Source organism: Desulfovibrio piger (assembly GCF_012843875.1).
Lineage (GTDB): Bacteria > Desulfobacterota > Desulfovibrionia > Desulfovibrionales > Desulfovibrionaceae > Desulfovibrio.
Window position 1 is genome coordinate 32,554 of the sequence record NZ_JABAFY010000005.1, and the last position, 25,088, is coordinate 57,641.

Annotated in this window: 18 protein-coding genes; 13 read left to right on the top strand and 5 right to left on the bottom strand. The window is 63.6% G+C overall.

What is annotated here, in order from left to right; translation table 11 throughout:
• Positions 1-324: 324 nt before the first annotated feature.
• Genes HF854_RS02390 through HF854_RS02405 form a run of 4 tightly spaced genes read right to left on the bottom strand, consistent with a single transcriptional unit; the run spans position 325 to position 3,790 of the window.
• A complete protein-coding gene (locus HF854_RS02390) occupies positions 325-921 on the bottom strand; it encodes a PqiC family protein (RefSeq protein ID WP_168934843.1) in 597 nt (198 codons plus the stop codon).
• The gene (locus tag HF854_RS02395; RefSeq protein ID WP_168934844.1) at positions 918-1,871 is read right to left on the bottom strand and encodes an MlaD family protein; all 954 of its coding nucleotides are present in this window, start codon (positions 1,869-1,871) and stop codon (positions 918-920) included. Before HF854_RS02395 ends, HF854_RS02390 begins: the two co-directional genes overlap by 4 nt.
• Positions 1,872-1,887: 16 nt before the next feature.
• Positions 1,888-2,661, bottom strand: coding sequence for an ABC transporter ATP-binding protein (locus HF854_RS02400; RefSeq protein ID WP_168934845.1), 774 nt, complete (start codon positions 2,659-2,661; stop codon positions 1,888-1,890).
• A 1-nt stretch (position 2,662) separates the two neighbouring features.
• Complete coding sequence (locus HF854_RS02405) at positions 2,663-3,790, bottom strand: MlaE family ABC transporter permease (RefSeq protein ID WP_168934846.1); 1,128 nt, start codon at positions 3,788-3,790, stop codon at positions 2,663-2,665.
• Between the two features lie 100 nt (positions 3,791-3,890).
• Between HF854_RS02405 and polA the strand changes: the two genes are divergently transcribed.
• The 4 genes from polA (at position 3,891) to HF854_RS02425 (ending at position 10,040) form a co-directional block, all read left to right on the top strand.
• The gene (polA, locus tag HF854_RS02410; RefSeq protein ID WP_168934847.1) at positions 3,891-6,650 is read left to right on the top strand and encodes a DNA polymerase I; all 2,760 of its coding nucleotides are present in this window, start codon (positions 3,891-3,893) and stop codon (positions 6,648-6,650) included.
• A gap of 509 nt (positions 6,651-7,159) precedes the next feature.
• The gene (gene rplM / locus HF854_RS02415) at positions 7,160-7,594 is read left to right on the top strand and encodes a 50S ribosomal protein L13 (RefSeq protein WP_168934848.1); all 435 of its coding nucleotides are present in this window, start codon (positions 7,160-7,162) and stop codon (positions 7,592-7,594) included.
• A 12-nt stretch (positions 7,595-7,606) separates the two neighbouring features.
• Complete coding sequence (gene rpsI, locus HF854_RS02420; RefSeq protein WP_006004313.1) at positions 7,607-7,999, top strand: 30S ribosomal protein S9; 393 nt, start codon at positions 7,607-7,609, stop codon at positions 7,997-7,999.
• A gap of 289 nt (positions 8,000-8,288) precedes the next feature.
• Positions 8,289-10,040 carry a YcaO-like family protein gene (locus HF854_RS02425; protein WP_168934849.1) on the top strand — a complete coding sequence of 584 codons (1,752 nt, stop codon included), beginning with the start codon at positions 8,289-8,291 and terminating at the stop codon, positions 10,038-10,040.
• A 332-nt stretch (positions 10,041-10,372) separates the two neighbouring features.
• Here HF854_RS02425 and dsdC read toward each other — a convergent pair whose 3' ends face one another.
• Positions 10,373-11,368, bottom strand: coding sequence for a DNA-binding transcriptional regulator DsdC (gene dsdC, locus HF854_RS02430; protein WP_168934850.1), 996 nt, complete (start codon positions 11,366-11,368; stop codon positions 10,373-10,375).
• Between the two features lie 458 nt (positions 11,369-11,826).
• Between dsdC and HF854_RS02435 the strand changes: the two genes are divergently transcribed.
• The 9 genes from HF854_RS02435 (at position 11,827) to HF854_RS02475 (ending at position 25,077) form a co-directional block, all read left to right on the top strand.
• Entirely contained in the window at positions 11,827-12,963 is a 1,137-nt protein-coding gene (locus tag HF854_RS02435; protein WP_168934851.1) for an ABC transporter substrate-binding protein, read from the top strand.
• A gap of 95 nt (positions 12,964-13,058) precedes the next feature.
• Positions 13,059-13,952: a branched-chain amino acid ABC transporter permease gene (locus HF854_RS02440; RefSeq protein ID WP_006004323.1), complete on the top strand. Its 894-nt coding sequence runs from the start codon at positions 13,059-13,061 to the stop codon at positions 13,950-13,952.
• Positions 13,952-14,986 carry a branched-chain amino acid ABC transporter permease gene (locus HF854_RS02445; RefSeq protein WP_168934852.1) on the top strand — a complete coding sequence of 345 codons (1,035 nt, stop codon included), beginning with the start codon at positions 13,952-13,954 and terminating at the stop codon, positions 14,984-14,986. The genes HF854_RS02440 and HF854_RS02445 overlap by 1 nt, the downstream gene beginning before the upstream one ends.
• On the top strand, positions 14,983-15,768 hold the full coding sequence (locus HF854_RS02450) for an ABC transporter ATP-binding protein (RefSeq protein WP_168934853.1): 786 nt from the start codon (positions 14,983-14,985) through the stop codon (positions 15,766-15,768). Before HF854_RS02445 ends, HF854_RS02450 begins: the two co-directional genes overlap by 4 nt.
• Position 15,769: 1 nt before the next feature.
• Positions 15,770-16,492: an ABC transporter ATP-binding protein gene (locus HF854_RS02455; protein WP_006004328.1), complete on the top strand. Its 723-nt coding sequence runs from the start codon at positions 15,770-15,772 to the stop codon at positions 16,490-16,492.
• Between the two features lie 281 nt (positions 16,493-16,773).
• Positions 16,774-19,434 (top strand): M16 family metallopeptidase, encoded by a 2,661-nt coding sequence (locus HF854_RS02460; protein ID WP_168934854.1) that lies wholly within the window; start codon positions 16,774-16,776, stop codon positions 19,432-19,434.
• A gap of 310 nt (positions 19,435-19,744) precedes the next feature.
• A complete protein-coding gene (locus HF854_RS02465) occupies positions 19,745-20,662 on the top strand; it encodes a DUF2333 family protein (RefSeq protein ID WP_168934855.1) in 918 nt (305 codons plus the stop codon).
• 608 nt (positions 20,663-21,270) lie between these two features.
• A complete protein-coding gene (locus tag HF854_RS02470) occupies positions 21,271-22,296 on the top strand; it encodes a molybdopterin-binding protein (protein ID WP_346765645.1) in 1,026 nt (341 codons plus the stop codon).
• Positions 22,297-22,347: 51 nt separating this feature from the next.
• Positions 22,348-25,077, top strand: a complete 2,730-nt coding sequence (locus HF854_RS02475) for a molybdopterin-dependent aldehyde oxidoreductase (protein WP_168934857.1) — start codon at positions 22,348-22,350, stop codon at positions 25,075-25,077.
• Positions 25,078-25,088: the final 11 nt, after the last annotated feature.

Here is a 25,088-nt window from a genome sequence, read left to right on the forward strand (position 1 = left end):
CGGCCATGGCGCTGCCGGAAGGCCGTGCCGGACCGGAAGGCAGACATGCCCGGCAGCCGCTCTGGCTGCACGAAACCGGCCTTCTTCATGTGAAGGATAAAACGGCGGGAAGTGGGATGACACGGCCTGCGCGGGGCGGGCACCGGAATGGGACACAATGCGATAAAAAGGAAAGGGAGGCTTGAGCCTCCCTTTTTTTGTCCTGTGTATGGGTTTGGGGAGCCGTTTCCCGCAGGTTCCCGGCCTGTTCGTGCAACCGGCCCGGCGGTACGCATTTGCCGTTAGGTCCTGCGGGCGGCCAGATGATGGGAAAACGCGCTGTCGCTAGCGTCCGGCCTTGAGGCGGGGCAGCAGGCGTTCGGCCAGATGTTCGCCCAGTCCCTGCAACAGACGGCTCTGGGCCGCCACAAGACTGGCGCTGCTCATGCCGGCATCCTCGCTGGCTGCGTAGATGCCGCGATCCAGCGCCTCTCCGCCACGGGAAAGCTGCCAGCGGGCCTGCAGCCGGGCCGTGCCCGGCGTGTCGCCGTCCAGACGTTCCAAAGCCACGGCCAGTTCCATGTCGCCCTGCCGGTCTCCGGCAGCGATCACGTCGATGCCCCGGGGCAGCAGGCGGGCGGCCAGCACTTCGCCCAGCACGCGCCGGGCGCCCTGTCCCAGCGGCTCGGCCCAGATGTCCAGTTCCGAGACCTCCAGGCGGGTCTGGCCGTCGCTGCGGCGCACCAGACCGTTGCGGTCCAGATAGTCAGGCACGCTCACCGGTGCGATGCTCAGACTGGCAGCGGGCAGGCTGTCGGCGGTCAGGGGGGGCTGGCCGCTGTCCAGCAGATAGAAGTGCGTGGGCGCGCTGCGGCCGCAAGCGGTCAACAGGAGCGTCAGCAGGGCCAGGAAAACGGTCGTATGGCGGAGGAGATGGTTCATCGGCGACTTCCTTGTTTGCCGCGGAGCAGGGCTTCGGGATTGCGTTCCAGCACGTCCATGAACGCCCGCAGGGAGCGGACGGCAGCCGCGCTTTCCTGAATCAGGCGGCGCAGCTCCTGGGTGAGGGGGGCATTGCGTTCCACCACGGCCTTGGTGGCCAGGGAAACGGAGGAGACGTTGTTCATGGCGTCCCGGGTGCTTTGCAGGGCCTGGGGCAGATCGTGCTGGGCCGACGTGGCCGCCGCATTCAGCTTTTCCAGGGCCTGGGCCAGGGTCTTCTGGGATTCCTGCATGCCGGCCAGCAGGGCCTGCGCTTCTTCGAAGGAGGTGGCAAAGGCCTTGATGCCGCGTTCCAGCGCATCACCGGACAGGGCGGCGTTGAGCTTTTCCAGGATGCCCGCCGTGGTATGCGCCATCTCTTCCAGAGGCAGACTGGCCACGGTACGCTGCAGGGTATCGATGGGCGAGGGCAGGGTGGGGATCTCCCTGTCCGGCATGGGGGAACGGAAGTTGGCGGGCGTATTGGGCAAAAAGTCCAGCTCCACGCGGTACTGGCCGGTGATGAGGCTCTGGAGCTGCAGGCGGGCGCGCAGGCCGCGCTGGATCAGGCGGCGCAGGATCTCCTGCCGGAAATTGTCCGTGAGCTCGCCGGTGACCCCGGCCCGGACGATGCTGTTCTCGTCCAGCCGGATGTAGACCGGGATGGTGACGCTGGCGTCGCGCGGGTTGGCCTCCAGGCTGATGCGCGTCACCTGGCCCATGGGCACGCCGCGGAAGACCACGGGCGCCCCGATATTGAGGCCGCTCACCGAGCCGTCGAAGTACAGGACGTATTCGATGTCGTCACTGAACATGCGGCCGCCGCCCAGCAGGATGATGCCCGCCACCAGCAGCGCCAGTCCGCCGATGACGAAAGCCCCTACAGCGGTTTTGAATGATTGTTTTGCCATGCCGTATCCTGTGGGTTCAGTCCTGTTGTTGGGGGCCGCCCGCTTCGCCGCGCGTCAGGAAGCGCAGGGCCTGCAGCTCGGTGTGCGGGTCGCGCACCAGTTCGGAGGGGTTGCCCCGGGCAGTGACGCGCCGGGTCCGCACGTCGAGATAGATGCCGTTGCTGGCGATGGCGAAGATGCTGGCCAGCTCGTGGGAGACGATGACGAAGGTCGTGCCCAGGGCGTCGCGCAGCTCCAGGATCAGGTCGTCCAGCATGCGGGCGCTCACCGGGTCCAGACCGGCGGAAGGTTCGTCCAGAAAAAGGATTTCGGGATCGAGGGCCAGGGCCCGGGCCAGACCGGCCCGCTTGCGCATGCCGCCGCTGATCTCCGAAGGATAGTAGTCCTCGAAACCGGCCAGACCGGCCAGGGCCAGCTTGAGCGAGGCCTGCTCGCGGATCTCGTCGTCATCGAGGTCGGTGTACTGCTGCAGCGGCAGGCCCACGTTCTCGGCCAGGGTCATGGAGCTCCACAGGGCGCCGCCCTGGAAGAGGACGCCCGTACGCCGCAGGATGCGGCGGCGCTCTTTTTCGGTACAGGCCCAGATGTCCGTATCGCCGTAAAGCACCTGGCCGCTCTGGGGCTGCTTGAGGCCCATGAGCGTGCGCAGGAGCGAGCTCTTGCCGCAGCCGGAACCGCCCATGATGAGGAAGATGTCATCGGCGGCCACATCGAAATTGACGTCACGCATGAGCACGAAGGAGCCGTAGCCCAGGGTCAGGTCGCGGACGCGCAGGCGGGGAGTGCTCATGTCAGATGCCCAGTACGTTGCAGATGATGGTGATGACGGCCGTGGCGATGATGATGCCCACGATGGACTGGACCACGGCCGTGGTGGTGGCCAGGCCCACGGCCTGGGCGCTGCGGCCGCAGCGGATGCCCTGATAGCAGCCCGCCAGGGCGATGATGATGCCGAACACCGTACCGTAGGCGATGCCGATGAGCCCGTGGACGAAGGAGACCATCTGCATGGTGGCGTTGAGGTATTCGGCGGAACTCAGCCCCAGCATGGAGACGCCCACCACATAGCCGCCCAGGATGCCCATGAGGTCGGCATAGACCGTGAGCAGGGGGACCATGAGCATCAGGGCCAGCATGCGCGGCAGCACCAGAAAATCTATGGGCGAGATGCCCAGGGTGGTCAGGGCGTCCACTTCCTCGTTGACCTGCATGGTGCCGATCATGGCCGCATAGGCGGCCCCCACGCGGCCGGACATGACCACGCCCACCATGACCGCGCCCATGACGCGCAGCATGCCGATGCCCACCAGCCCGGCCACATAGATCTGGGCGCCGAACTGCGTCAGCTGCACCGCGCCCACAAAGGCCAGGATCAGACCGAACAGCAGGCTGGTGATGGAGATGATGGGCAAGGCGCGCACACCGCATTCGTACATGGCTTCTATAAAGTCCTGCATGCGCATGCCGGCGCGTCCCAGGATGAGACGCCAGATGGAAAGGGTCACATCGCCGAGGAATTCCAGAAAATCCGCACAGCGGGGCGGCAGGTCCATGACCGCTTCGCCCACCCGGGCGAAAAGCCCTTGCCGGTGGTCGCTGCGGGCGGCCCCTGCCTGGGCCGGGATGGCGAAGGCCAGGTGCAGCAGTCGTGCCAGTCCTGTGGGCAGGTCCTGGCTGATATCGATCTGCGCGGCGCGGGCGGCCTTGTGCAGCTGGACGAGGAAGACCAGGAGGCTGCTGTCCCAGGCGTCGAGGGAGGCCGCCGCGAGATGCAGCTGCCGGATGCCGGGGCCTCGCAGCTGCTGCAGGGCGTCGGCACACTGCGGCGGCCAGGGCGTATTGATGGCCCAGCTGCCGGAGACGGTGACCTGCAGGCGCTCTCCGGCCCTGTCCAGGTTTACTTGCGGACTTGTTTCCATCTCTATAGTATACGCGCAGGACAGAAGCTACGCAAGGAGGGAGGCCGCTCCCCCGCAGGCTTTTTCCCCTTTTTTGCTTACCCTACAACCCCGGATTGCCATGTCGCTGAAACAACGCCTCGGGCTTGCCGCAGAGCCCGTCTTTCTCATGGATGGCTCGGCCTTCATCTATCGCGGCTTTTTTGCCAACAGGAACATGCAGCGTTCCGACGGTTTCCCCACCAATTCCCTGGTAGTGGTCAGCCGCGTGCTGCTGCGCATCCTGCGCGAAGAGCGCCCCCGCTATTTCGCCTTTGTGCAGGACGGCAAGGGCCCCAACTTCCGGCACGAGATATTCCCCCTCTACAAGGCCAACCGCGATGCCACGCCCGAAGATCTGGTACGCCAGCTGGATCCCATCCACCGCATGGTGCGGGCCCTGGGCCTGCGGCTGGAAGTCTCGCAGGGCTGCGAGGCCGACGACTGCATCGCCTCGCTGGCGGCGCGCTTCGCGGCGGAACATCCCGTCATCATCGTCAGCGGCGACAAGGACCTGAAGCAGTGCCTGGGCCCCAACGTCTACATGTGGGACCCGGCCTCCAAGGAAGAAAAGCTGGTGAGCGAGGCCGACTTCACGGCAGAGAGCGGCGTGACGCCCGCCCAGTGGCCCGACGTGCAGGCCCTCATCGGGGATACCAGCGACAACATCCCCGGCGTGCCGGGCATCGGTCCCAAGACCGCGCGCCAGATCTTCTCCATCTGCCCCAGTCTTGAGGACATCCGCGACCATTTCGTCCTGCTGCCGCCCAAGATGCAGGCCAAACTGCAGGCGCATCTGGAAAACATGTTCACCTGGCGCGAGCTCACCACCCTGAGACGCGATTTCTGCCCCGGCGTCACGCTGGAGGACCTGCGCGTGCGGCCGCTGGATGCCGCCACCTGCGCCTTGCTCACGGAAGAGTTCGAGCTCTTCGCCCTGCGGCGCGAGCTGGCCGCTCTGGACCGTCTGCAGGCCGCCGAGGCCGACCTGCCCGAGGAGTTCCTGGATGCGGGCAGCATCCGTGAGGACGTACAGCCTGCAGCCGGGAAGAAGACGGCTGCGGAACAGGCCTCCCTGCCGCTGGCCCAGCCTGCCCGCAGCGGTCGTGCCACCAGCCAGATGAGCCTTTTGGACGCCATGCCGCAGGAATCCGCGCCCGCGCTGGATGACGTGTCGGCCCTGCCGGACTGCGGAGATGCCCGCGTGGCCCTGATCTGGGCCCACGGCGACCGCGAGGCCCCCTATCTTGCCGTGGAAGGCGCTGACGGCAGTTCTTTGGGAGAATGGCAGTGGAAAGGTCCTGTGGCGGAGCTGGCCCGGTGGCTGGCCCCTGCCCGCACCCTGGTGACGGCGGACCTCAAGGGCCTACTGACCTCCGCGCCCTGCTGGCAGTTCCTGGCCGGGCGGGCGGGGGACTGCATCGATCTGGGCGTGGCCGCCTATCTGCTGAACCCCGAAGAGAACGATTACGGCTGGCCCCGTCTTTCGGCCCGCTGGGGCGCCGTGCTGCGCCATGAACTGGAGAGCAGGGGCGAGACGGCCCCCGGCCCCGCGCGCCTGGGACTGGCCATGGCGCAGCTGTTCGAGCAGCGCATGGAAAAGGACGGCCTGCTGGAGCTGTTCCGGCGCCTGGAGATGCCCCTGCTGCCCGTGCTGGCAGGCATGGAACAGAGCGGGGTGGCCATCGACGCCGCGGCCTTCCGGGCCTTCCTCGACGATGTGCAGGGCCGGCTGGACCAGCTCACGGCCCATGTCTACGAGCTGGCGGGCACGCAGTTCAACATCCGTTCGGCCCAGCAGCTGGGCGATGTGCTGTTCAACGGGCTGGGCCTGCCCGCGCCGCGCAAGACCAAGGGCGGCCAGGCGTCCACCAGCCAGCAGACGCTGGAAAAACTGGCCGGGCAGCATCCGGTGGTGGACAGCATCCTGCAGTACCGCAAGCTGGAGAAGATGCGCTCCACCTATCTCGATCCCCTGCCGCGCCTGGTGGACCCGCAGGGCCGCATCCATACCACTTTCAACCAGAAGGCCACGGCTACGGGACGGCTCTCCTCCAGCAATCCCAACCTGCAGAACATCCCCGTGCGCGGGCCGCTGGGCAAGCGCATGCGCTCCTGCTTCATCGCCGGGCCGGGCCGCCTGCTGGTCTCGGCCGACTATTCGCAGGTGGAGCTGCGCGTGCTGGCCCATGTCTCGCAGGATCCGGCACTGTTGGAAGCCTTCCGCAACGGCGAGGACATCCACGCCCGCACGGCGGCCCTGGTCTATGACCTGCCGCCCGACCAGGTGAGCCCGGACCAGCGCCGCAATGCCAAGACCATCAACTTCGGCCTCATCTACGGCATGGGCGCCCAGAAACTGGCCCAGGAGCTCAAGATCAGCACCACGCAGGCCAAGGACTTCATCGCCCGTTACTTCGAGCGCCTGCAGGGCCTGAAGGAGTTTTACGAAGGCGTGGAGGCCTCGGCCCGCAAGCACGGCCTCGTGACCACTTTGGGCGGTCGCCGCCGTCTGCTGCCGGACATCAATTCCGCCAGCGGGCAGGCTGCGGCCCTGGCCCGCCGTCAGGCCATCAATACCGTGATCCAGGGCTCGGCGGCGGACATCATCAAGCTGGCCATGCTGGCCGTGGCCCGTGACGAACGCCTGCGGGAGCTGGATGCCCGTCTGCTGCTGCAGGTACACGACGAGCTCTTGCTGGAAGTGCCCGCCGATGCCGCCGAAGAAGCCGGGGCCCTGGTGGCCCGCCTCATGCAGGATGTCTGCCCCGCAGGCAGGGAGCTTTCCGTGCCGCTGCTGGTGGACTGGGGCACCGGTCACGACTGGGGCGCGGCGCATTAAGTTGCCGACATGGAGGCACCTGTTTGGGAGGAGGGGGACTCGTGTGGATCGGGGCCTCTTTCTCCCAAATTTTTTCTGCGTGAGCCTGGGAAAACGGCCGGAACATGCAGTTCTTTCCGCGTTTTTCCCCCTTCGTATCCGCGAGTCCAAAAGGGCAGGGGAGCGGTGCCTTTTTGGGGGGTAGCCTGTCCGCCTTTTGGGCAGCAGCTGCTGGCCCCGTAAAAGCGGGTCGCAAAATACCAATATTTTCAAATGGTTTTTGTCTTGGTACAAATTTTTGGCAAAAAAAGGATGACAGCCGGAGCATTTTGATATACACCAACCCGCAGCCGTCTGGAATACGGCACAAATTTGGCATTCCGTCGTGAATGCTTGACAAGTTGCGCACTTTGCGATAAAGAGCGCTTTCTTTGTGAGCGATACTGTCGTCACCCGTTAGGCGGCACGTCGCAGACGGATTTTCCGCCGCTTGATGGCTACTGAGATAAGTAGATGAGGAGTTCATCCCGATGAAGACGTTCAGCCCCACCCCGAAAGACATCAACCACGAATGGTTTGTGGTTGACGCCCAGGATCAGGTGCTGGGTCGTCTGGCCAGCCAGATCGCCCACCGCCTGCGCGGCAAGCATAAGCCCGAATTTGCCCGTCACATGGACAACGGCGACTTTATCGTCGTGGTCAACTGCGAAAAGATCAAGGTGACCGGCACCAAGATGGCCCACAAGAACTACTATCGCCACTCCGGTTGGGTGGGCGGTCTGAAGACCACCTCCCTGGGCGATATGCTGGCTTCCAAGCCCGAGCGCGTGCTCATGGCCGCTGTGCGTGGCATGCTGCCCAAGAACCGTCTGGGCCGCGTCATGCTGAAGAAGCTCAAGATTTACGCGGGTCCCGAACACCCGCACACGGCTCAGAACCCGCAGCCGCTGACCCTGCCTTACTAAGGAGCGCACGTCATGAGCGACAAATTCGAATACGGCACCGGCCGCCGCAAGACCGCCACTGCCCGCACCCGCGTCTACGCTGGCTCCGGCAACATCACGGTGAACGGTCGTGCCTTTGAAGATTACTTCCCCCGCAAGACCCTGCAGATGATCATCCGTCAGCCCCTCGTGCTGTCCAAGCTGGCTGAAAAGCTGGACGTGCGCGTCAACGTGGCTGGCGGCGGCGTGGCCGGTCAGGCCGAAGCCGTGCGTCACGGTATTTCCCGCGCCCTGCTGCTGGTGGATCCCGCCCTTCGTCCTATCCTGAAGAAGGCCGGCTTCCTGACCCGCGATGCGCGTAAGAAGGAACGCAAAAAGTACGGTCTGCGCGCTGCCCGCGCTCGTTACCAGTACTCGAAGCGTTAATCCGCACTCCGGATTACGGAACCTCAAGGGGTGGGCCATTGTTGGCCCACCCCTTTTCTGTTATCTTCCGCCCGTCCTGTCCCGGGAAGAGGGGCGGCCGTGTCCGTTGCTTCACGGTCTTGCCGCCTCTGTCTCCTGCCGTTGTGTCCGTGCCCCTGTCTTCCTGCAGGGCCGTATCGGCATCCCCCATCCCGCCTTGCGGCGGATGACGGGCCGGTTGCGCCTCCGGCGTTGGGCCGCACGCCCCGGGATGTTGTCGCCATCTTTTTGCCATGAGGTTTTCCACGCCATGCCCGTGATCCCCGAAGGCATCGCCTATGCCTATACCCACGAGACGACCCAGGCCACGACCGGCTATTTTTCCTGCCAGCCGCCCGCATCCCTGACCCTGCCCCAGGCGCTGGCCCGTCTGGAGGCCACGCCCTTCGATGATTTTTTGCGCCAGCATTGCCTGCGCCAGCTGAGCCGCCGTTCGCCGGAGGAGATCAAAAATCTGGCCGATGAACTGTACGACCGCGAGACCGACAGTTTCCGGCGCATGGGGCTTGCCGGCCTGCTGCTGGAGTGCTCGCTGCTGGTGCCCGAGCTGGCCCATTGCTGCGACGGCTTCCCCGAAGATGCCCTGCAGCGGCTGACGCTGTCCTCCTCCCTGATCTACCTGCGCGCTGCCAGCCGGAAGGACTTTGGCCTCATGCAGGCCTGGAGCGCCCATTTTGCCGACAACATCGCCCGGCACCACATGCTGCCGCACTGGGAAGAACTGGAGCTGGAGCTGCCCTACAGTGAAGAAGAGCTGGAGGTCTGCCGCGAAGGCCTGCGGGCCCGGGCCGGGATGCTGGAGCGGGAACACGCCCGCATGCAGGCGGAAGACCTGCCGCGCCTTGAGCGCCGTCCGGCACAGGAGACCTACGAGCAGGCCGTCAATGCTTTGCTGGAGAACGACGTTCTGGCCGGGCAGGAGATGCGTCATCAGGCTTCGCTGTCTCCCATCGCGCTGCTGCGCTCCTGGAAGGTGGACCTGGCCGTGGATTGCGGCCGTATGCGTCACAGCCTGCGCGGCGAGGCCACGGCCTACGGGCGCGGTCTTTCCCTGGCTGCGGCCCGGGCCTCCTACGCCATGGAGATCGTGGAACGGGCCAGCAGCTATGTGAGCGTGGCCCGTACCGGCGAGCACACCTTCGAGGTGACGAACCGCCGCCGGCCCCTGCCGCTGATCCATGCTTCCTGCGCCAAGCTGCGGTCCCAGGGCAAGGATTTCCTGCCCCTGTCCTCCCTGCCGCTGGAAACGCCTTTCGAGGACTATGTGCCCCTGTACTGGCTGGAGGCCCGCGATCCCGAGGGCAAGACCGTGCTGGTGCCCGCGCAGGCGGTCTTCCTGTTCTGCAATCTGGACGAGCAGTCCCTGTTCCTGGCCGGTGGCTCCACGGGCCTGGCTTCCGGCAATACCGAGGCCGAAGCCCGGCTGGCGGCGCTCACGGAGATCGTGGAGCGTGACGCCGAGGCCACCACGCCCTTCAGCCGTGAGGGCTGCTTCGTGCTCAAGAGCCGTGACGAACGTTTGCAGGCCCTGCTGGACGATTACGCGGCCCGCGGCATCCAGATCCAGTTCCAGGACATCACCACGGAGCTGGGCGTGCCGGTCTACCGCTGCTTCGTCATGAGCCGTCGCGGCGAGGTGGCACAGGCCACGGGCGCCAACCTGTGCGGCAGCCGGGCCGCGCTGGCGGCCCTGACCGAAGTGCCCTGGCCCTATCCCTATGGCGAACCGACGGGGCCCGCTCTGGGCGGCCTGCCGGTGCGCTGGCTGGAAGATCTGCCCGACTACAGTTTGCCGTCGGCCGAAGCCTCCTGCAAGCTGCTGGAAAAGACGCTGTGCGCCCAGGGCCGTACGCCCCTGTATGTGGACATCTCCCGCAAGGACCTGGACATGCCTGTGGTGCGTGCCCTGGTCCCCGGTCTGGAGCTCACCGCCGACTTCGACCGCTTCTCCCGCCCCTCGCTGCGCCTTCTGGCCCGTTACACGGCCCGCTGGCAGAAGTAGGAATCTGAACGGGGGAGGAGCCCCTTTTGCTTGCGGCAAAAAGTGGGTTCCTCCCCCATGCCCCCTCCTTCCCCAAAACCCGCCATACGGGGAGGCACCGTATCCTGGAAACATGGTCCGCCTCCGGGGCGCGTGGTCCAAATGTGATTTTGAATAATGCGGAAAGCGGATGGCAGCGGCCACCCCGCGGCCATGAAAAAAGGACGCCTTGGCGTCCTTTTTTTGTGGCCTGATAAAAGTTTTTGGGAGGAAAGAGGGGAGCGCGAGGGGGGAAAGGAGGACCTTTTTTCAAAAAGGTCTCCTTTCCCCCCTCGCTCAAATGTCTCTTCCTGCTAGGCGTGCATCAGGCGGGCAAGAGCCGCATTGCTCTGCTGGCCTTTTTCTTCCAGCCAGTCCAGGAAGCCCTGGAGCTTGGGGGAAGGATTGGTATGACGGGGCCAGGCGGCGTAGTAGGAGCGGAACGCCGTGGTGGGCGGCAGGTCGGGGAAGGGGGTGACCAGCTTTTGTTCCGCCAGCAGGGGAGCGATGAGGCTGCAGCGCCCCAGAGCCACACCCAGGCCGTGGCTGGCGGCCACGGAAGCCCCGTAGGTATGGTCGAAGGTGACGAAGTTCAGGCAGTTGGAGATGTCCACATGGTTCCTGTCGGCCCATTCCTGCCATTCGGCCGTGGTGGCGGCATAATGCCAGGCGGCGGAGTCATGGAGCAGGGTGCAGGCGGGCAGGTTCTCGGGATGGCCTATCAGGTCGTGCTTTTGCGCGTACTCGGGGGAGCAGACGGGCAGGGTGGCCTCGTCCATGAACTTGCGTGAGGTCAGGCCGCTGACGTGGCTCTCGGCATAATACAGGGCCACGTCCACCGTGGAGTCCCCGTGGAAATCTATGGGAGCGTTGCCGGTACGTACATGCAGCTGCATGGAGGGGTAGCGCTGCTGGAAGTCGCTCAGCTGGGGGATGAGCCAGGCCAGGGCCAGGCTGGGGGCGGCATAGATGGTCAGGGAGCTGAAGTCGTCCTGCAGCAGCTGGGTGATCTCTTCATAGATCTTCTGGAAAGCATTGAGGTAGACGTCGCGCAGGCGCTCGCCCTCCGGTGTCAGGGAGACGGCGCGGGTCAGGCGGTTGAACAGCGGGAAGCCCAGCTCCTTTTCCAGGCGGGCGATACGGTGGCTGACAGCGCCGGAGGTCAGACCAAGATGCCGGGCCGCGGCCTTGAAGCTCATGTAACGGGCCGCGATGGCGAAGGTCTTGATGTTGATGAGGCTGGCGTCATCGTTGAGGACGCGGGCGATGCTGCGGGAACGCTGACGGTTTTTGCTGTCGGGAAGCGTCACATTGTCTCCTTGGAGATCCCGCCCGCAAGGGCAGGGGATGCGGACAGATATATGTCGAGAAGGGGATATTCCTTTCTTCATGGGCTTTCGTCAATACGGACAGGGCGGCCGGCGCAGGAGGATACGGGGCAGAGATGAGATTTATTCAACCATGGAGCACTATGGGGGATTGTTTAAAAAATAATGTTATTACAATATGTTATGTGTAATAAAAAATCAAAACGCAAATTATCGAAAAAAGGCCTTGGCGCTTGGCGTGAAAGAGGATAAATTTTTTCAACTGCGGATGAACCATTTTGCATGAGGCCATGCGCAGGGATTTTTCGGCTTGGGGTTTATGGCCAAATTCAACCGGCAAATTGCGCAATGGGGGGATTTGGTGTATCTCAACAGGAATAGCCCTGGAAAAGGATCACCGGGGCGAGCTCTTTCACCCTCCAAGACCTGGGAGATGATTTATGAAACTGGGCAAATTCGTTGGCTTGGCGCTGATGGCTCTGACCCTGGGGCTGGCCGGCCAGTCCCTGGCTGCTGAACCCATCAAGATCGGCGTGTACCTGCCCCTGACCGGTCAGAATGCCTTTGGCGGCCAGCTCGAGCTGGAAGGTGTGCAGCTGGCTCTGAAGGACATGCCTGAAGTGCTGGGCCGCCCCATTGAACTGGTTGTGGTGGACAACAAGTCCGACAAGGTGGAAGCCGCCAACGCCGTCAAGCGCCTGGTGGAACGCGACAAGGTCGTGGCCCTGATCGGTACCTACGGTTCCTCTCTGGCCATGGCCGGTGCTGAAGTGGCCGAAAAGGCCAAGGTGCCCGGCGTGGGTACCTCCTGCACCAGCCCCCTGGTGACCCAGGGCAAGAAGTACTACTTCCGCGCCTGCTTCATCGACCCCTATCAGGGTGCCGCTGCCGCTACCTATGCCTATGAGAACCTGGGCCTGCGCAAGGCCGCCGTGCTCATGGACATGACCAACGACTACGCCGTGGGTCTGTCCAGCTTCTTCACCCGCTCCTTCAAGAAGCTGGGTGGCGAAGTGGTGGCCAACCTCAAGTACAGCTCCGGTGACCAGGACTTCACTGCCCAGCTCACCGAACTGATCGCCAAAAAGCCCGAGATCGTCTTCATGCCCGCCTACTTCGCTGAAGGCGCCATCATCATGAAGCAGGCCCGCGAACTGGGCGCCACCTTCCGCCTGATGGGCGCTGACGCCATGGACAACCCCGACACCGTGAAGCTGGCCGGCAAGGCTGCGGAAGGCTTCCTGCACACCACCTTCCCCTATGATGCCAAGATGCCCAACATGAGCGCCGAAGCCAAAAAGTTCACCGAAGCCTGGAACAAGGCCTATCCTGAAAAGGAAACCAACGTGAACGGCGCCCTGGGTTACAACTGTCTGTTCCTGATCGTTGACGCCATCAAGCGCGCCAACTCCGCCGAACCCGCCGCCATCACCAAGGCCCTGGCCGCGACCAAGAACCTGGTGACCCCGCTGGGTACCCTGACCATCAATGCCAGCCACGACGCCGAAATGCCCGTGGGTATCATTGAGTACAAGGACGGCAAGCGCGTTTATCTGACCGAAGTCACTCCCAAGTAAGGGAATCCGTCTGTTCACGGCGGGGCTCCGACGGGCCCCGCCGTTCCGTCTTCGCGCCCCTTCGGGCGGGATAAAGCTTATTTCCAGGTGGCCCCATGACCCTTGACATGTTTTTGCAGCACTGTTTCAACGCCTTGACGCTAGGCTCGCTCTACGCGCTGATCGCCATTGGCTATACCATGGTCTACGGCATTCTGCGCCTGATCAACTTTGCCCACGGCGATATCTTGATGGTCGGGGCTTACTTCGTCTTTTTCGGCACTTTCGCCTATGGCTGGCCCTGGGGTGTGGCCGCCATCATCGCCATCCTCGGCGCCAGCGTGCTGGGTGTGGTGGTGGAACGCGTGGCCTACCGGCCCTTGCGTGACGCGCCCAGAATTTCGGCGCTCATCAGCGCCATCGCCGTTTCCTTCTTCATCGAAAGTCTGGCCGTGGTGGTCTTCACCGGCCAGCCCCGGCCCGTGCTGCAGCCCGACTGGCTGCTCTCGGTCTGGCAGTTCGGTGATGTGCGCATCCTCAAACTCACGGCCTTCGTGCCGGTCATGACCATCGTGCTGGTGGCGCTCCTGCTCTACATCGTGCACCACACCAAGCCCGGCCTGGCCATGCGCGCCATCTCCAAGGATATCGAGACCACGCGTCTTCTGGGGGTGCGGGTGGACAACATCATCGCCTTCACCTTCTTCATCGGTTCCGCCCTGGCTGCCGCGTCGGGCATCATGTGGGCCCTGCGCTATCCGCAGGTGCACCCCTACATGGGCATCATGCCCGGCCTCAAGGCCTTCATCGCGGCCGTGTTCGGCGGCATCGGCTCCATCCCCGGCGCCGTTATCGGTGGCGTGGCCCTGGGCTTTGTGGAAATCATGACCGTGGCCTTCATGCCGGAGCTTTCGGGCTTCCGTGATGCCTTCGCCTTCATCCTGCTGGTGCTGGTGCTTGTGTTCAAGCCCACGGGCCTGCTGGGCGAGCGCATGGAGGAGAAGATCTAATGCGCTTCAATCAAACGACCCTGCTCAACATCGCGCTTATCGTCATCTTCGGTCTGGCCCTGACCCAGGCCGAGGCCTATATGGGCGACTATCAGATCTACATCCTCAAACTGATCTTCATCAACGCCATCCTGGCCCTGTCGCTCAACCTGATCTATGGCTTCACCGGTCTGTTCTCGCTGGGCCATGCCGGCTTCATGGCCATCGGCGCCTATGTGGGCGCCCTGTGTACCCTGCTGCCGGAACAGAAAGAGATCATGTGGATCCTGGATCCCATCATCTGGCCTTTCTCCGTGCTGCACACGCCCTTCTGGGTGGCGGTCATCGCCGGCGGTCTGGTGGCCATGATCTTCGCCTTCATCATCGCCGTGCCCGTGCTGCGGCTGGGTGACGACTACCTGGGTATCGCCACCCTGGGCTTCGCCGAGATCATCCGCGTGGTCATCGTCAACGCCACGTCCATCACCAACGGTTCGCTGGGCATCAAGGGCATCCCCGGCGAGGCGACCCTGCTGACCTGTTACATCTGGACAGTCATCACGCTGGTGGTGCTGTCACGGCTCATATTCAGCAATTTCGGCAACGTATTGCGCTGCATACGCGATAACGAGATCGCCGCGGGCGTCATGGGCATCAACGTGTTCCGCTACAAAGTGCTCTCCTTCTGCGTGGGGGCCTTCTTCGCGGGCGTGGGCGGCGCGCTGCTGGGCAGCCACCTGTCCACCATCGACCCCAAGATGTTCAACTTCCTGCTGACCTTCAACGTGCTGATGTTCGTGGTGGCCGGCGGCTTGGGCTCGCTGACCGGCAGCCTGCTGGGCGCCACCATCGTCACCATCCTGCTGGAATGGCTGCGCGCCATCGAGGAGCCCATGGACTTCGGCGTGTTCGAGATCCCGGGCATCCCCGGCATGCGCATGGTGGTCTTCTCGCTCATTCTGCTGGCCATCATCCTGTTCCGGCGTGAGGGCATCATGGGCACCCGTGAGATCACCTGGAAAACCATCTTTTCGCTGGGGAGGCGCAAGGCATGAGTGCAAGCAAAGTCCAGCCCATCCTGACGGCTGAAAACGTGACCATGCGCTTTGGCGGCGTGACGGCCGTCAGCGATCTTTCCCTGAAGGTGGACGAGGGCAGCATCGTGGGCGTCATCGGTCCCAACGGTGCGGGCAAGACCACCCTGTTCAACGTGCTGAGCGGTTTCTATACGCCGCAGGAAGGCGACGTGCGCTTTGCGGGCAAGAGCATCCGCGGCCGCAAGCCGTTCGAGATCTGTCGCATGGGCATGGCCCGTACCTTCCAGAACATCCGTCTTTCGCCGCACATGAGCGTGCTGGAGAACGTGATGGTGGGCTGTCATGTGCGCCGCCGCTGCCCCTGGTGGATGGCGCCGCTGGGCCTGCCCACGTATTACAAGGAAGAAAAGGCCATCACGGACAAGGCCCGCGACCTGGTGGAGCATCTGAACCTGGCCGAATACATGGACGAGAAGGCGGGCAGCCTGCCTTACGGGGCGCAGCGCCGCCTGGAGATCGCCCGTGCCCTGGCCACGGAACCGCGTCTGCTCCTGCTGGACGAACCCGCCGCCGGCATGAACCCGCAGGAAAGTATCGAGCTCATGCACTTCATCCAGGCCATCCGTGACCATTTCGACCTGACCATCCTGCTTATCGAACATGACATGAAGGTGGTCATGGGCGTGTGCCAGTACATCTGGGTGATGGAATACGGTGCGCTTATCGCACACGGCGACCCGGACGCCATTCGCAGCAATCCCGAGGTCATCCGGGCCTATCTGGGCGAGGACGTGGTGTAGTATGCTGAAAATCAGGGATCTTTACGTTCGTTACGGCGGCATCGAAGCCGTGCAGGGTGTCAGCCTGGACATCAAGCGCGGCAGCATCGTCACGCTGGTGGGCGCCAACGGCGCCGGCAAGAGCAGTATCATCCGTTCCATCGCCGGCCTGAACAAGAATATCAGCGGCGAGATCTCGCTGACCCGCAAGGAAGGCGACGAACCTGTCTCCCTCATCGGTCTCAAGCCCGAGGAGATGGTGCGGCGGGGCATCTCGCTTTCGCCGGAAGGCCGTCGCATCCTGCCTCATCTGACCGTGGTGGAGAACCTGCGCCTGGGCGCTTATTCGCGTACCGACAAGGACGGCATCAACGAGGATATCGAGCGTGTCTATGCGTTGTTCCCCCGCCTGAAGGAACGCCACTGGCAGAAGGGCGGCACGCTTTCGGGCGGCGAACAGCAGATGCTGGCCGTGGGCCGCGCGCTCATGAGCCGCCCGGACATGATCATGCTCGACGAGCCCTCGCTGGGTCTGGCCCCGCTGCTGGTCAAGGAGATCTTCAACATCATCCGCCGCATCAACGAGGACGGCATGACCGTGCTGCTGGTGGAGCAGAACGCGTTCGCGGCCCTTTCCGTGGCCCATTACGCCTACATCCTCGAAGTGGGCCGCGTGGTGCTGGAGGGCACCGGCCAGGAACTGCTGGAGAACCCCAAGGTCAAGGAAGCCTATCTGGGCGGCTAGTTCCGGCATCATCGACATGCAGGGGAGGGGATGTTTCCGCAAGGGACGCCCCTCCTTTTTTTTATGCATGGCGGCAGGGGAGCACGAATCCCGTCGCTTCGTCTTTCGTGCCCGTCATCACACAGGGGCTTCGGCTCTTGTCAGGCGGGCCTTCTGACATTACTGTCCGAAAACGGAGGATGCAGGACCGGCTGCCGTCAGGCAGGGGGACCGGTCCGTGCTGTTCCCCGGATGTCTTCGGAGGGGCCGGAGACGTCCGCAACCCTTCATAAGGAGTACCCATGCTGCGCATTTCTCGCCATGCATTGCTCATCCTTCTGCTGGGGATCCTGCTTTTGCCGCAGCTCGCCGCTGCCGCGCCGCAGGCCGCCCCGGCCAATCCTTCAACCTCTGGTAACGACACCATGCTCGTCCGCCTCAAGAACGGCCTGACGGTCCATATCATCCGGGACAGCCGCTTCCCGCTGGTCTGCACGCGCCTGTTCGTAGGCACGGGTTCCGCCAACGAGACCGCCGAGCAGGCGGGCATCAGCCATGTGCTGGAGCATATGGTCTTCAAGGGTACGGAGAAGCGTCCCAAGGGGCAGGTGGCCCGGGATGTGGAATCCCTGGGCGGCTACCTCAACGCGGCCACCAGCTTCGACAAGACCTGGTTCATCACCGACATGCCCGCCAAGCACTGGAAGACGGGCATGGACGTGGTCAAGGACATGGCCTTCCATCCTTCGCTGGATCCGGCCGAGCTGGAAGCGGAAAAGAACGTCATCGTTTCCGAACTCAAGGGCGGTGACGACACGCCCACCCGCCGCCTGTTCGAGGACCTGCAGGTGGCCGGTCTGGCCCACACGGTCTACGGGCGCCCCATCATCGGCTTTGAAAAGACCATCCGGGCCGTGACCGCGGACGACCTGCGGGCCTATATCCGTACCTGGTACCAGCCGCAGAACATGATGCTGCTGGTGGCCGGCGACATCGATCCCAAGGCCGTGCTGGCCCACGCCGAAGAGCTGTTCGGCGACCTGAAGAACGACACCATCCTGCCCGAGCCCGCTCCCGTGCAGCTGGAAGGCGCCGCGGGCGGTCCCCGTGTCGAGGTGACGTACGGGCCGTGGAACAAGGTCTATCTGGGTATCGCCCTGCCTGCCCCCGCCCTGGGCGACCAGCGCTCCATCGACCTGGACGTGCTGGCCTATGCGCTGGGCGGCGACGGTACTTCGCAGTTCTATCGCAAGTACCGTTACGAAAAACAGCTGGTGGACAGCATCAGCGTCGGCAACATGAGCCTCAACCGCGCGGGCCTGTTCTATATGGTCGCCCAGCTGGATGCGGACAAGGTGGAGCCTTTCTGGCAGGAGTTCACCCGCGATCTGGCCGCGCTGGACGCCGGCAAGATCACGCCCGACGTCATCGAGCGGGCACGCTTCAATTACGAGGACGGCATGGACCGCGCCAGCGAGACCCTGGACGGCCTGACCTCGTGGAAGGCCACGGTACAGTTCGAGCTGGGCGGGCCGCGGGGTGAAGCCAATGTGCGTCATGCGCTGGCCGCCGTGGACAGCGCGCGCCTGCGTCAGGCCCAGGATCTCTGGCTGCGCCCCGACCAGGTGCGCGTGCGCGTGCTGGCGCCCGAAAAGGCCAAGCTGCCCGATCTGGATGCCATTTTGCAGCACAACTGGCCCGCGCCTGCCGTGGAGCGGCAAAAGGCCGCTGCTGCCGCGGAAAAGGTGGGCAAGCGCGAGATCGTCGATCTGGGGCAGGGCCGTACCGTGATCCTGCAGCCGGACCGCACCATCCCCTATGTCTCGCTGGAGATCCTGCGCCCCGGCGGCAATGCGCTGCTCAAGCCCGCCGACCAGGGCCTGGCCCAGCTCACGGCCGCCACCCTGACCGACGGTTGCGGCACGCGTGACCTGGATGCCATGGAACGTTTCGTGGCCGAACGCGCCGCTTCCCTGAGTGCCTCGGCGGGCGTGCAGAGCTTCACCGTTTCCCTGACGGGCCCGGCCCGCTTCAATGCCGATTACTTCGCCCTGCTGGGCGATCTGCTGCACAAGCCCACCTTTGCCGAAAAGGACGTGCGCCGTCAGGCCGATACGCTGAAGGCGGCCCTGGTGCGCCGTCAGGACAATCCCATGAGCTTCATGGGTTCCAAGATCAACGGCTTCCTCTTCCCCGGCGGCCAGCCCTACGGCTTTGACGGCCTGGGCACGGCGGAGAACCAGGACCGTTTCGGTCCCGGGGACGTGCAGGCCTTCTGGAAGCAGCAGAATGCCCAGCCGTGGATCCTTTCCGTGGCCGGGGACTTCGACCGGGAAAAGGTGCTGGCTTTTGCCCGCAGCCTGCCCGTGCCCACCGCGCCTGCCGTGGATGTGCCCCAGCCGACCTGGGGCGCCGACAAGCGTCTGCCCCTGTCCCTGCCCGGTCGCCAGCAGGCCCATCTGCTGCTGGCCTTCCATGCCGTGCCGCTGGATCATCCCGACGCTCCGGCGCTCATGCTGCTGGAATCGGTGCTTTCCGGCCAGAGCGGCCTGCTGTTCAACAAGCTGCGTGACGAGCAGGGCCTGGGCTACACGGTGACGGCCTTTTACCGCAGCCTGCCCGAAGCCGGTTTCATGGCCTTCTATATCGGGACCACGCCCCGCAATCTGGATGTGGCCCGGCAGGGCTTCAGCGGCATCATCAAGGACATCAAGACCGACCTGCTGCCCGCCGAGCTGCTGGCCAAGGGCCTGAACCGCATGGAAGGCAGCTATTATCGTGGTCGCCAGAGCCTGGGCGCGCGGGCCGACGAGGCCGCCAGCGAACGTTTGCTGGGCCAGCCCCAGGACTTCCAGAAGCGTTTGCTGGAAAAGGCCGCCAAGGTGACGCCGGAGCAGCTGCGCGAGGTCGCCCGCAAGTACTTGCTGGTGGACAAGATGTATGAAGTGACCCTGCTGCCCTAGATCAAGGGTGACGGGGTGCAATGACAGGGGAAGGGTTCCGGCCGAGGGCAGGGTCCCTTCCCCTTTTGCTTGCGGCAGGGCATTTTTGCCGTGCCGGACAGGCCCGCCATCTTGACCGGCGTCCGGGCGGGCTTATCTCTGAATAAAGCATCCTGACGGCTGACTGACGCCTTTGCTGTTAGGCCAGAGGGGTGCGGCGACTGATGCGCCGGTGCTGCCGGTGTGGAAAGGTTGTCCGGGATATGTTTCCGTTTTGTGGAAATATGTCCTGTCATACGAAAAATGAAATTTTCAATCCTGCGAGGATGACATGAAACTGACGGACATGCATGTGTTTGACAAGGCCCGTGTGGTGGCCAAGACCCTGGGCATCCAGGTATGCCTTTTTGTGGGCCTGCTGGTGCTGGTCTGGGGCAGCCAGGCCTTCTACGGCGTCATCGATACCAAAAAATTCCCCCAGGCCTACAGTGTGGGCGAGACGGCGAACCTGAGCGAGAACGACAAGGGCAAGCTGCTGGTGGATTCCGTCACCAATCAGCTGCGTCGCGAGATGGGCTCCACCTTCGGCTGGACCATGAACGACATCGTGTTCAACCGCTTCGTGCTGGATAACCGCGCCTATCGCCAGTACGGGGTCTACCACGCCACGCGCGTGCTCATGGACCTGTACTCCACCCAGATCGCCAAGCTGGGCTCCAATGACCGCGAAAGCGAGTTCCTGTACCAGGCCCGCCTCAACGGCTTTGCCGTGGACCCGCGCAGCTTCATGTTCCCCTCGGCGGAAGGCTCTTACAAAAAGGCCCTGAAGCAGGTGGAGGAATACAAGAAGTCCCTGGATACCGGCAAGGGCACCTACAATTGCCGTACTGACGACCTGTACGCGGCCCTGAACACGGTGGTGGGCGAGAACATGCTGGGCTATGCCCTGGGCCTGCTGGCCGATGCCCAGGACATCCCCTTCTATACCCTGGACAACCGCATCTACGAAGTGCAGGGCATGGTGCTGGTCATCCGTGACTTCGTGAAGGCCCTGTACGACCTGTATCCCGAGATCGCCCAGAAGAACAACGCCGAGAACATGGCCGCCGCCATGCAGTTCATGAACGACATCTGCACCTATGATCCCATGTACATCACCTCGTCGTTCAACTCCGGTGAGCTCATCATCTCCTACCTGATGTTCACCAAGAACCGTCTGGAAGACATCCGCGACAGCCTGCGCATCTAGCAGGACGTCCTTTCACATGCATCGGCAAGGCCGGAGCCCCAAAGGCTCCGGCCTTTTCGTGTTTATGGGCAGGGCTGCGGAGGGGAGGGGACGGTGGTCATGCGGCCGTTCGTGCGTTTCCGGCCTGCGGCAGGTAGGGAGGGGATTTCGTTCCTTTCCCCGTGATCCTCTTTATGGTCCGGAGCCTCGTCCGTTCGCTTGGCCGGGCTCTTGGCGCCTGCGTATCTGTGCACGGACTGGCAGCCGGAGACGGTCGTCATGGTCGATCGGGCCGGGCTCCGGGCGATCGGGAACAGTATCCCGGAAGGGGAGGGTGCCGCTTGGGATACGGACAGAGGACACTGCAAAAAATAATGGTGCAACGATGGGCAGGGAAGCAGTGACGATTGTACTTGTTTTCACAATTAAAGGCTGCAAGGCGCACTTTTATCACCGGAAAAGCTCAAAGCGTGACATTCCCCCGGAAATCATTGGAAAAGCGTGCATCATTCGCTGACACATCAAGCCATCTTATTTTATGAGGTTTTTCTTTGCACTTTTTATGAAAACTTGCTATTTCTTTTCCGTATCTCACAGTTTGTTCAGGAGAGACAATGAAAGCTGCTGCCATGAAAACCATTCACGTCAAGGACGCTGTCGGCAGCGTGCTCTGTCACGATATCACCCGCATCGTGCCCGGAGGGGACAAAGGGCCCGTTTTCCGCAAGGGGCATATCGTGAGGGAGGAAGACATCCAAACCCTTCTGGAGGTGGGCAAGGAACATCTGTATGTGTACGAGCCGCAGGAGGGCGTGCTGCATGAGAATGAAGCCGCCCGGCGCATCGCGGCCGCTACGGCCGGGGCCAACATCACGCTGAGCGAGCCCAAGGAAGGGCGCATCAACTACTCGGCGTCCTGTATGGGCCTCTTGCGGGTGGATGTCCCCACGCTGACCCGCATCAATTTGTTGGGAGAGATCACCCTGGCCACGCTGCACAGCATGCAGCAGGTCAGGCCGGGACAGAACCTGGCGGGCACCCGCGTGGTGCCCCTGCTCATCGAGGAAAGCAAGATCGTCGCTCTCGAGCAGCTGGTTTCCCGTCCCGTGGTCGAGGTCCTGCCCCTGCAAAAGTTCAAGGTAGGCATTGTCACTACCGGCAGCGAAGTCTACACGGGCCGCATCAAGGATGCCTTCGGCCCTGTGCTTCGAGACAAGTTCGCCCGCCTTGAATGCACCGTCATGGATCAGGTCTTCACCAGCGACGAAGTGGAGATGACCTCGTCAGCCATCAGCGGCTTCATCCGACAGGGAGCCGACATGGTGGTGGTGACGGGCGGCATGTCCGTGGATCCCGACGACAAGACCCCCGCTTCCATCCGTGCCGCTGGCGCGCAGGTGGTGAGCTATGGCGCACCGGTCTATCCCGGGGCCATGTTCCTGCTGGGCTATGTGCCCACGGAACGCGGCCGCGTCCCCGTACTGGGGCTGCCCGGCTGTGTCATGTATTACAAGGCCAGCATCTTCGAACTCGTAGTCCCGCGCCTTCTGGCCGGACTGGAGGTGACAGCCGAGGATATCGCCGGCATGGGTCACGGGGGCTTCTGCGCCGGCTGTGGCGAATGCCGTTATCCCATCTGTCCGTTTGGAAAATAGACGGCGCGACAGCGACCGTCTCAACTTGCAAGCCGTTTCTAGGAGTCGCATATGGAAACGAAAACGCTTGTGGTCAATGGTATTCCCCGTCAGGTCCTGGTGGATTCCGACACTCTTCTCGTTGACGTGCTGCGCAACCAGCTGCAGATCACCAGCGTCAAGGTCGGTTGCGGTCAGGGCCAGTGTGGTGCCTGTTCCGTGATCCTCGACGGCAAGGTCACCCGCGCCTGCATCGTCAAGATGCGTCGCGTGCCCGATCAGGCCCAGATCACCACCCTCGAAGGCGTGGGCACCCCCGCCAAACTGCATCCCCTCCAGGAATCCTGGATGTTCCACGGTGCGGCCCAGTGCGGTTTCTGCACGCCCGGCTTCATCGTGTCCGCCAAGGCCCTGCTGGACTCCAATCCCGCCCCCAGCCGTGAAGAAGTGCGCGACTGGTTCCAGAAACATCACAATATTTGCCGCTGCACCGGTTACAAGCCCCTGGTGGACGCCGTCATGGACGCCGCCGCCGTCATGCGCGGTGACAAGGACATCGAAGAGCTGCACTACAAGCTGCCCGCCGACGGTCGCGCCTTCGGTTCGCGTCTGCCCCGTCCCAGCGCCCTGGTCAAGGTGACCGGTCTGGCCGAATACGGCGCCGACGCCGCCGTGCACATGCCGCCCGACACCCTGCACCTGGCCCTGGCCCAGGCCAAGGTCTCCCATGCCATCATCAAGGGCATCGACACCTCCGAAGCCGAAAAGATGCCCGGCGTGGTCCGCGTGCTGACCCACAAGGACGTCAAGGGCAAGAACCGCATCACCGGCCTCATCACCTTTGCCGACAACAAGGGCGATGGCTGGGATCGTCCCATCCTCAACGATACCAAGGTGTTCCAGTACGGTGACGCCCTGGCCATCGTCTGCGCCGACAGCGAGGCCCACGCCCGCGCCGCTGCCGACAAGGTCAAGTTCGACCTGGAACTGCTGCCCGAATACATGAGCGCGCCCGAAGCCATGGCTCCCGACGCCATCGAGATCCATCCCGGCACGCCCAACATCTACTATGAGCCCCACATCGAAAAGGGCGAGGACACCAAGCCCTTCTTCGACGATCCCGAAAACGTGGTGGTGGAAGACAGCTTCTACACCCAGCGTCAGCCGCACCTGAACATCGAGCCTGACGTGGGTTACGGCTACCTGAACGAGCAGGGACAGCTGGTGATCCACTCCAAGTCCATCGGCCTGCACCTGCATGCCCTGATGATCGCCCCCGGTCTGGGCGTGAAATTCCCCGAAGAGCTGGTCATGGTGCAGAACACCACCGGCGGCACCTTCGGCTACAAGTTCAGCCCCACCATGGAAGCCCTCATCGGCGTGGCCGTGCTGGCCACCGGCCGTCCCTGCCACCTGCGCTACAACTACCAGCAGCAACAGCAGTACACCGGCAAGCGTTCGCCCTTCTGGACCAAGGTGCGCATGGCCGCCAACAAGAAGACCGGTAAGATCGTGGCCATGGAGACCGACTGGACCTGCGACCACGGCCCGTACTCCGAATTCGGCGACCTGCTGACCCTGCGCGGCGCCCAGTTCATCGGCGCCGGTTACGGCATCCCCAACATCCGTGGTGACGGCCGCACCGTGGCCACCAACCACGCCTGGGGCGCCGCTTTCCGCGGTTACGGCGGTCCCGAATCGGAATTCCCCTCCGAAGTGCTGATGGACGAACTGGCCGAAAAGCTGGGCATGGATCCCTTCGATCTGCGCGAGCTCAACTGCTACAAGGAAGGCGACACCACGCCTACCGGCCAGAAGCCCGAGGTCATGAACCTGCCCACCATGTTCAAGGCCCTGCGTCCCAAGTATGAGGCCGCCAAAGCCAAGGCCAAGGCGGAATCCACCGATGCCGTCAAGCGCGGCGTGGGCCTGGCCCTTGCCGTGTACGGTGCCGGTCTGGACGGCCCCGACTCCTCCGAAGCCTGGGCCGAACTGAACCCCGACGGCTCCGTGACCATCGGCAGCTCCTGGGAAGATCACGGCCAGGGCGCCGACTCCGGCGCGCAGTGCACCGCCCATGAGGCCCTGCGTCCCATCGGCCTGCCTGTGGAAAAGATCCGCCTGGTCATGAACGACACCAGCAAGACCCCCAACTCCGGTCCTGCCGGCGGTTCCCGCTCCCAGGTGATGACCGGCAACGCCATCCGCGTGGCCTGCGAACAGCTGGTGGAAGCCATGCGCAAGCCTGACGGCGGCTTCTACACCTATGATGAAATGAAGGCCGAGGGCCGCGCCGTGCATCAGGACGGCAAGTGGACCGCTCCGGCCCGCGACTGCGGCAAGAATTGCCAGGGCGAACCCTTCTGCTGCTACATGTACGGCCTGTTCATGGCCGAAGTGGCCGTGGAAGTGGCCACCGGCAAGACCAAGGTGGAAAAGATGACCATGGTGGCCGACATCGGCAAGGTGGTCAACCGCCTGCTCACCGACGGCCAGCTCTACGGCGGTATCGCCCAGGGCATCGGTCTGGCCCTCACCGAAGACTACGAGGACATCAAGAAGCACAGCACCATGGCCGGCGCCGGTATCCCCACCATCAAGGATATCCCGGACGACCTCGAGCTCATCTACGTGGAGACCCCGCGTCCTGACGGCCCCTTCGGCGCCTCCGGCACGGGCGAGATCCCGCTGTGCGGCCCGCATCCGGCCATCATCAACGCCATCTACAACGCCTGCGGCGTTCGCGTGACCCATCTGCCCGCGTACCCCGAAAAGGTGTTGGCGGCCATGCCCAAGAAGTAAATGGAACAATG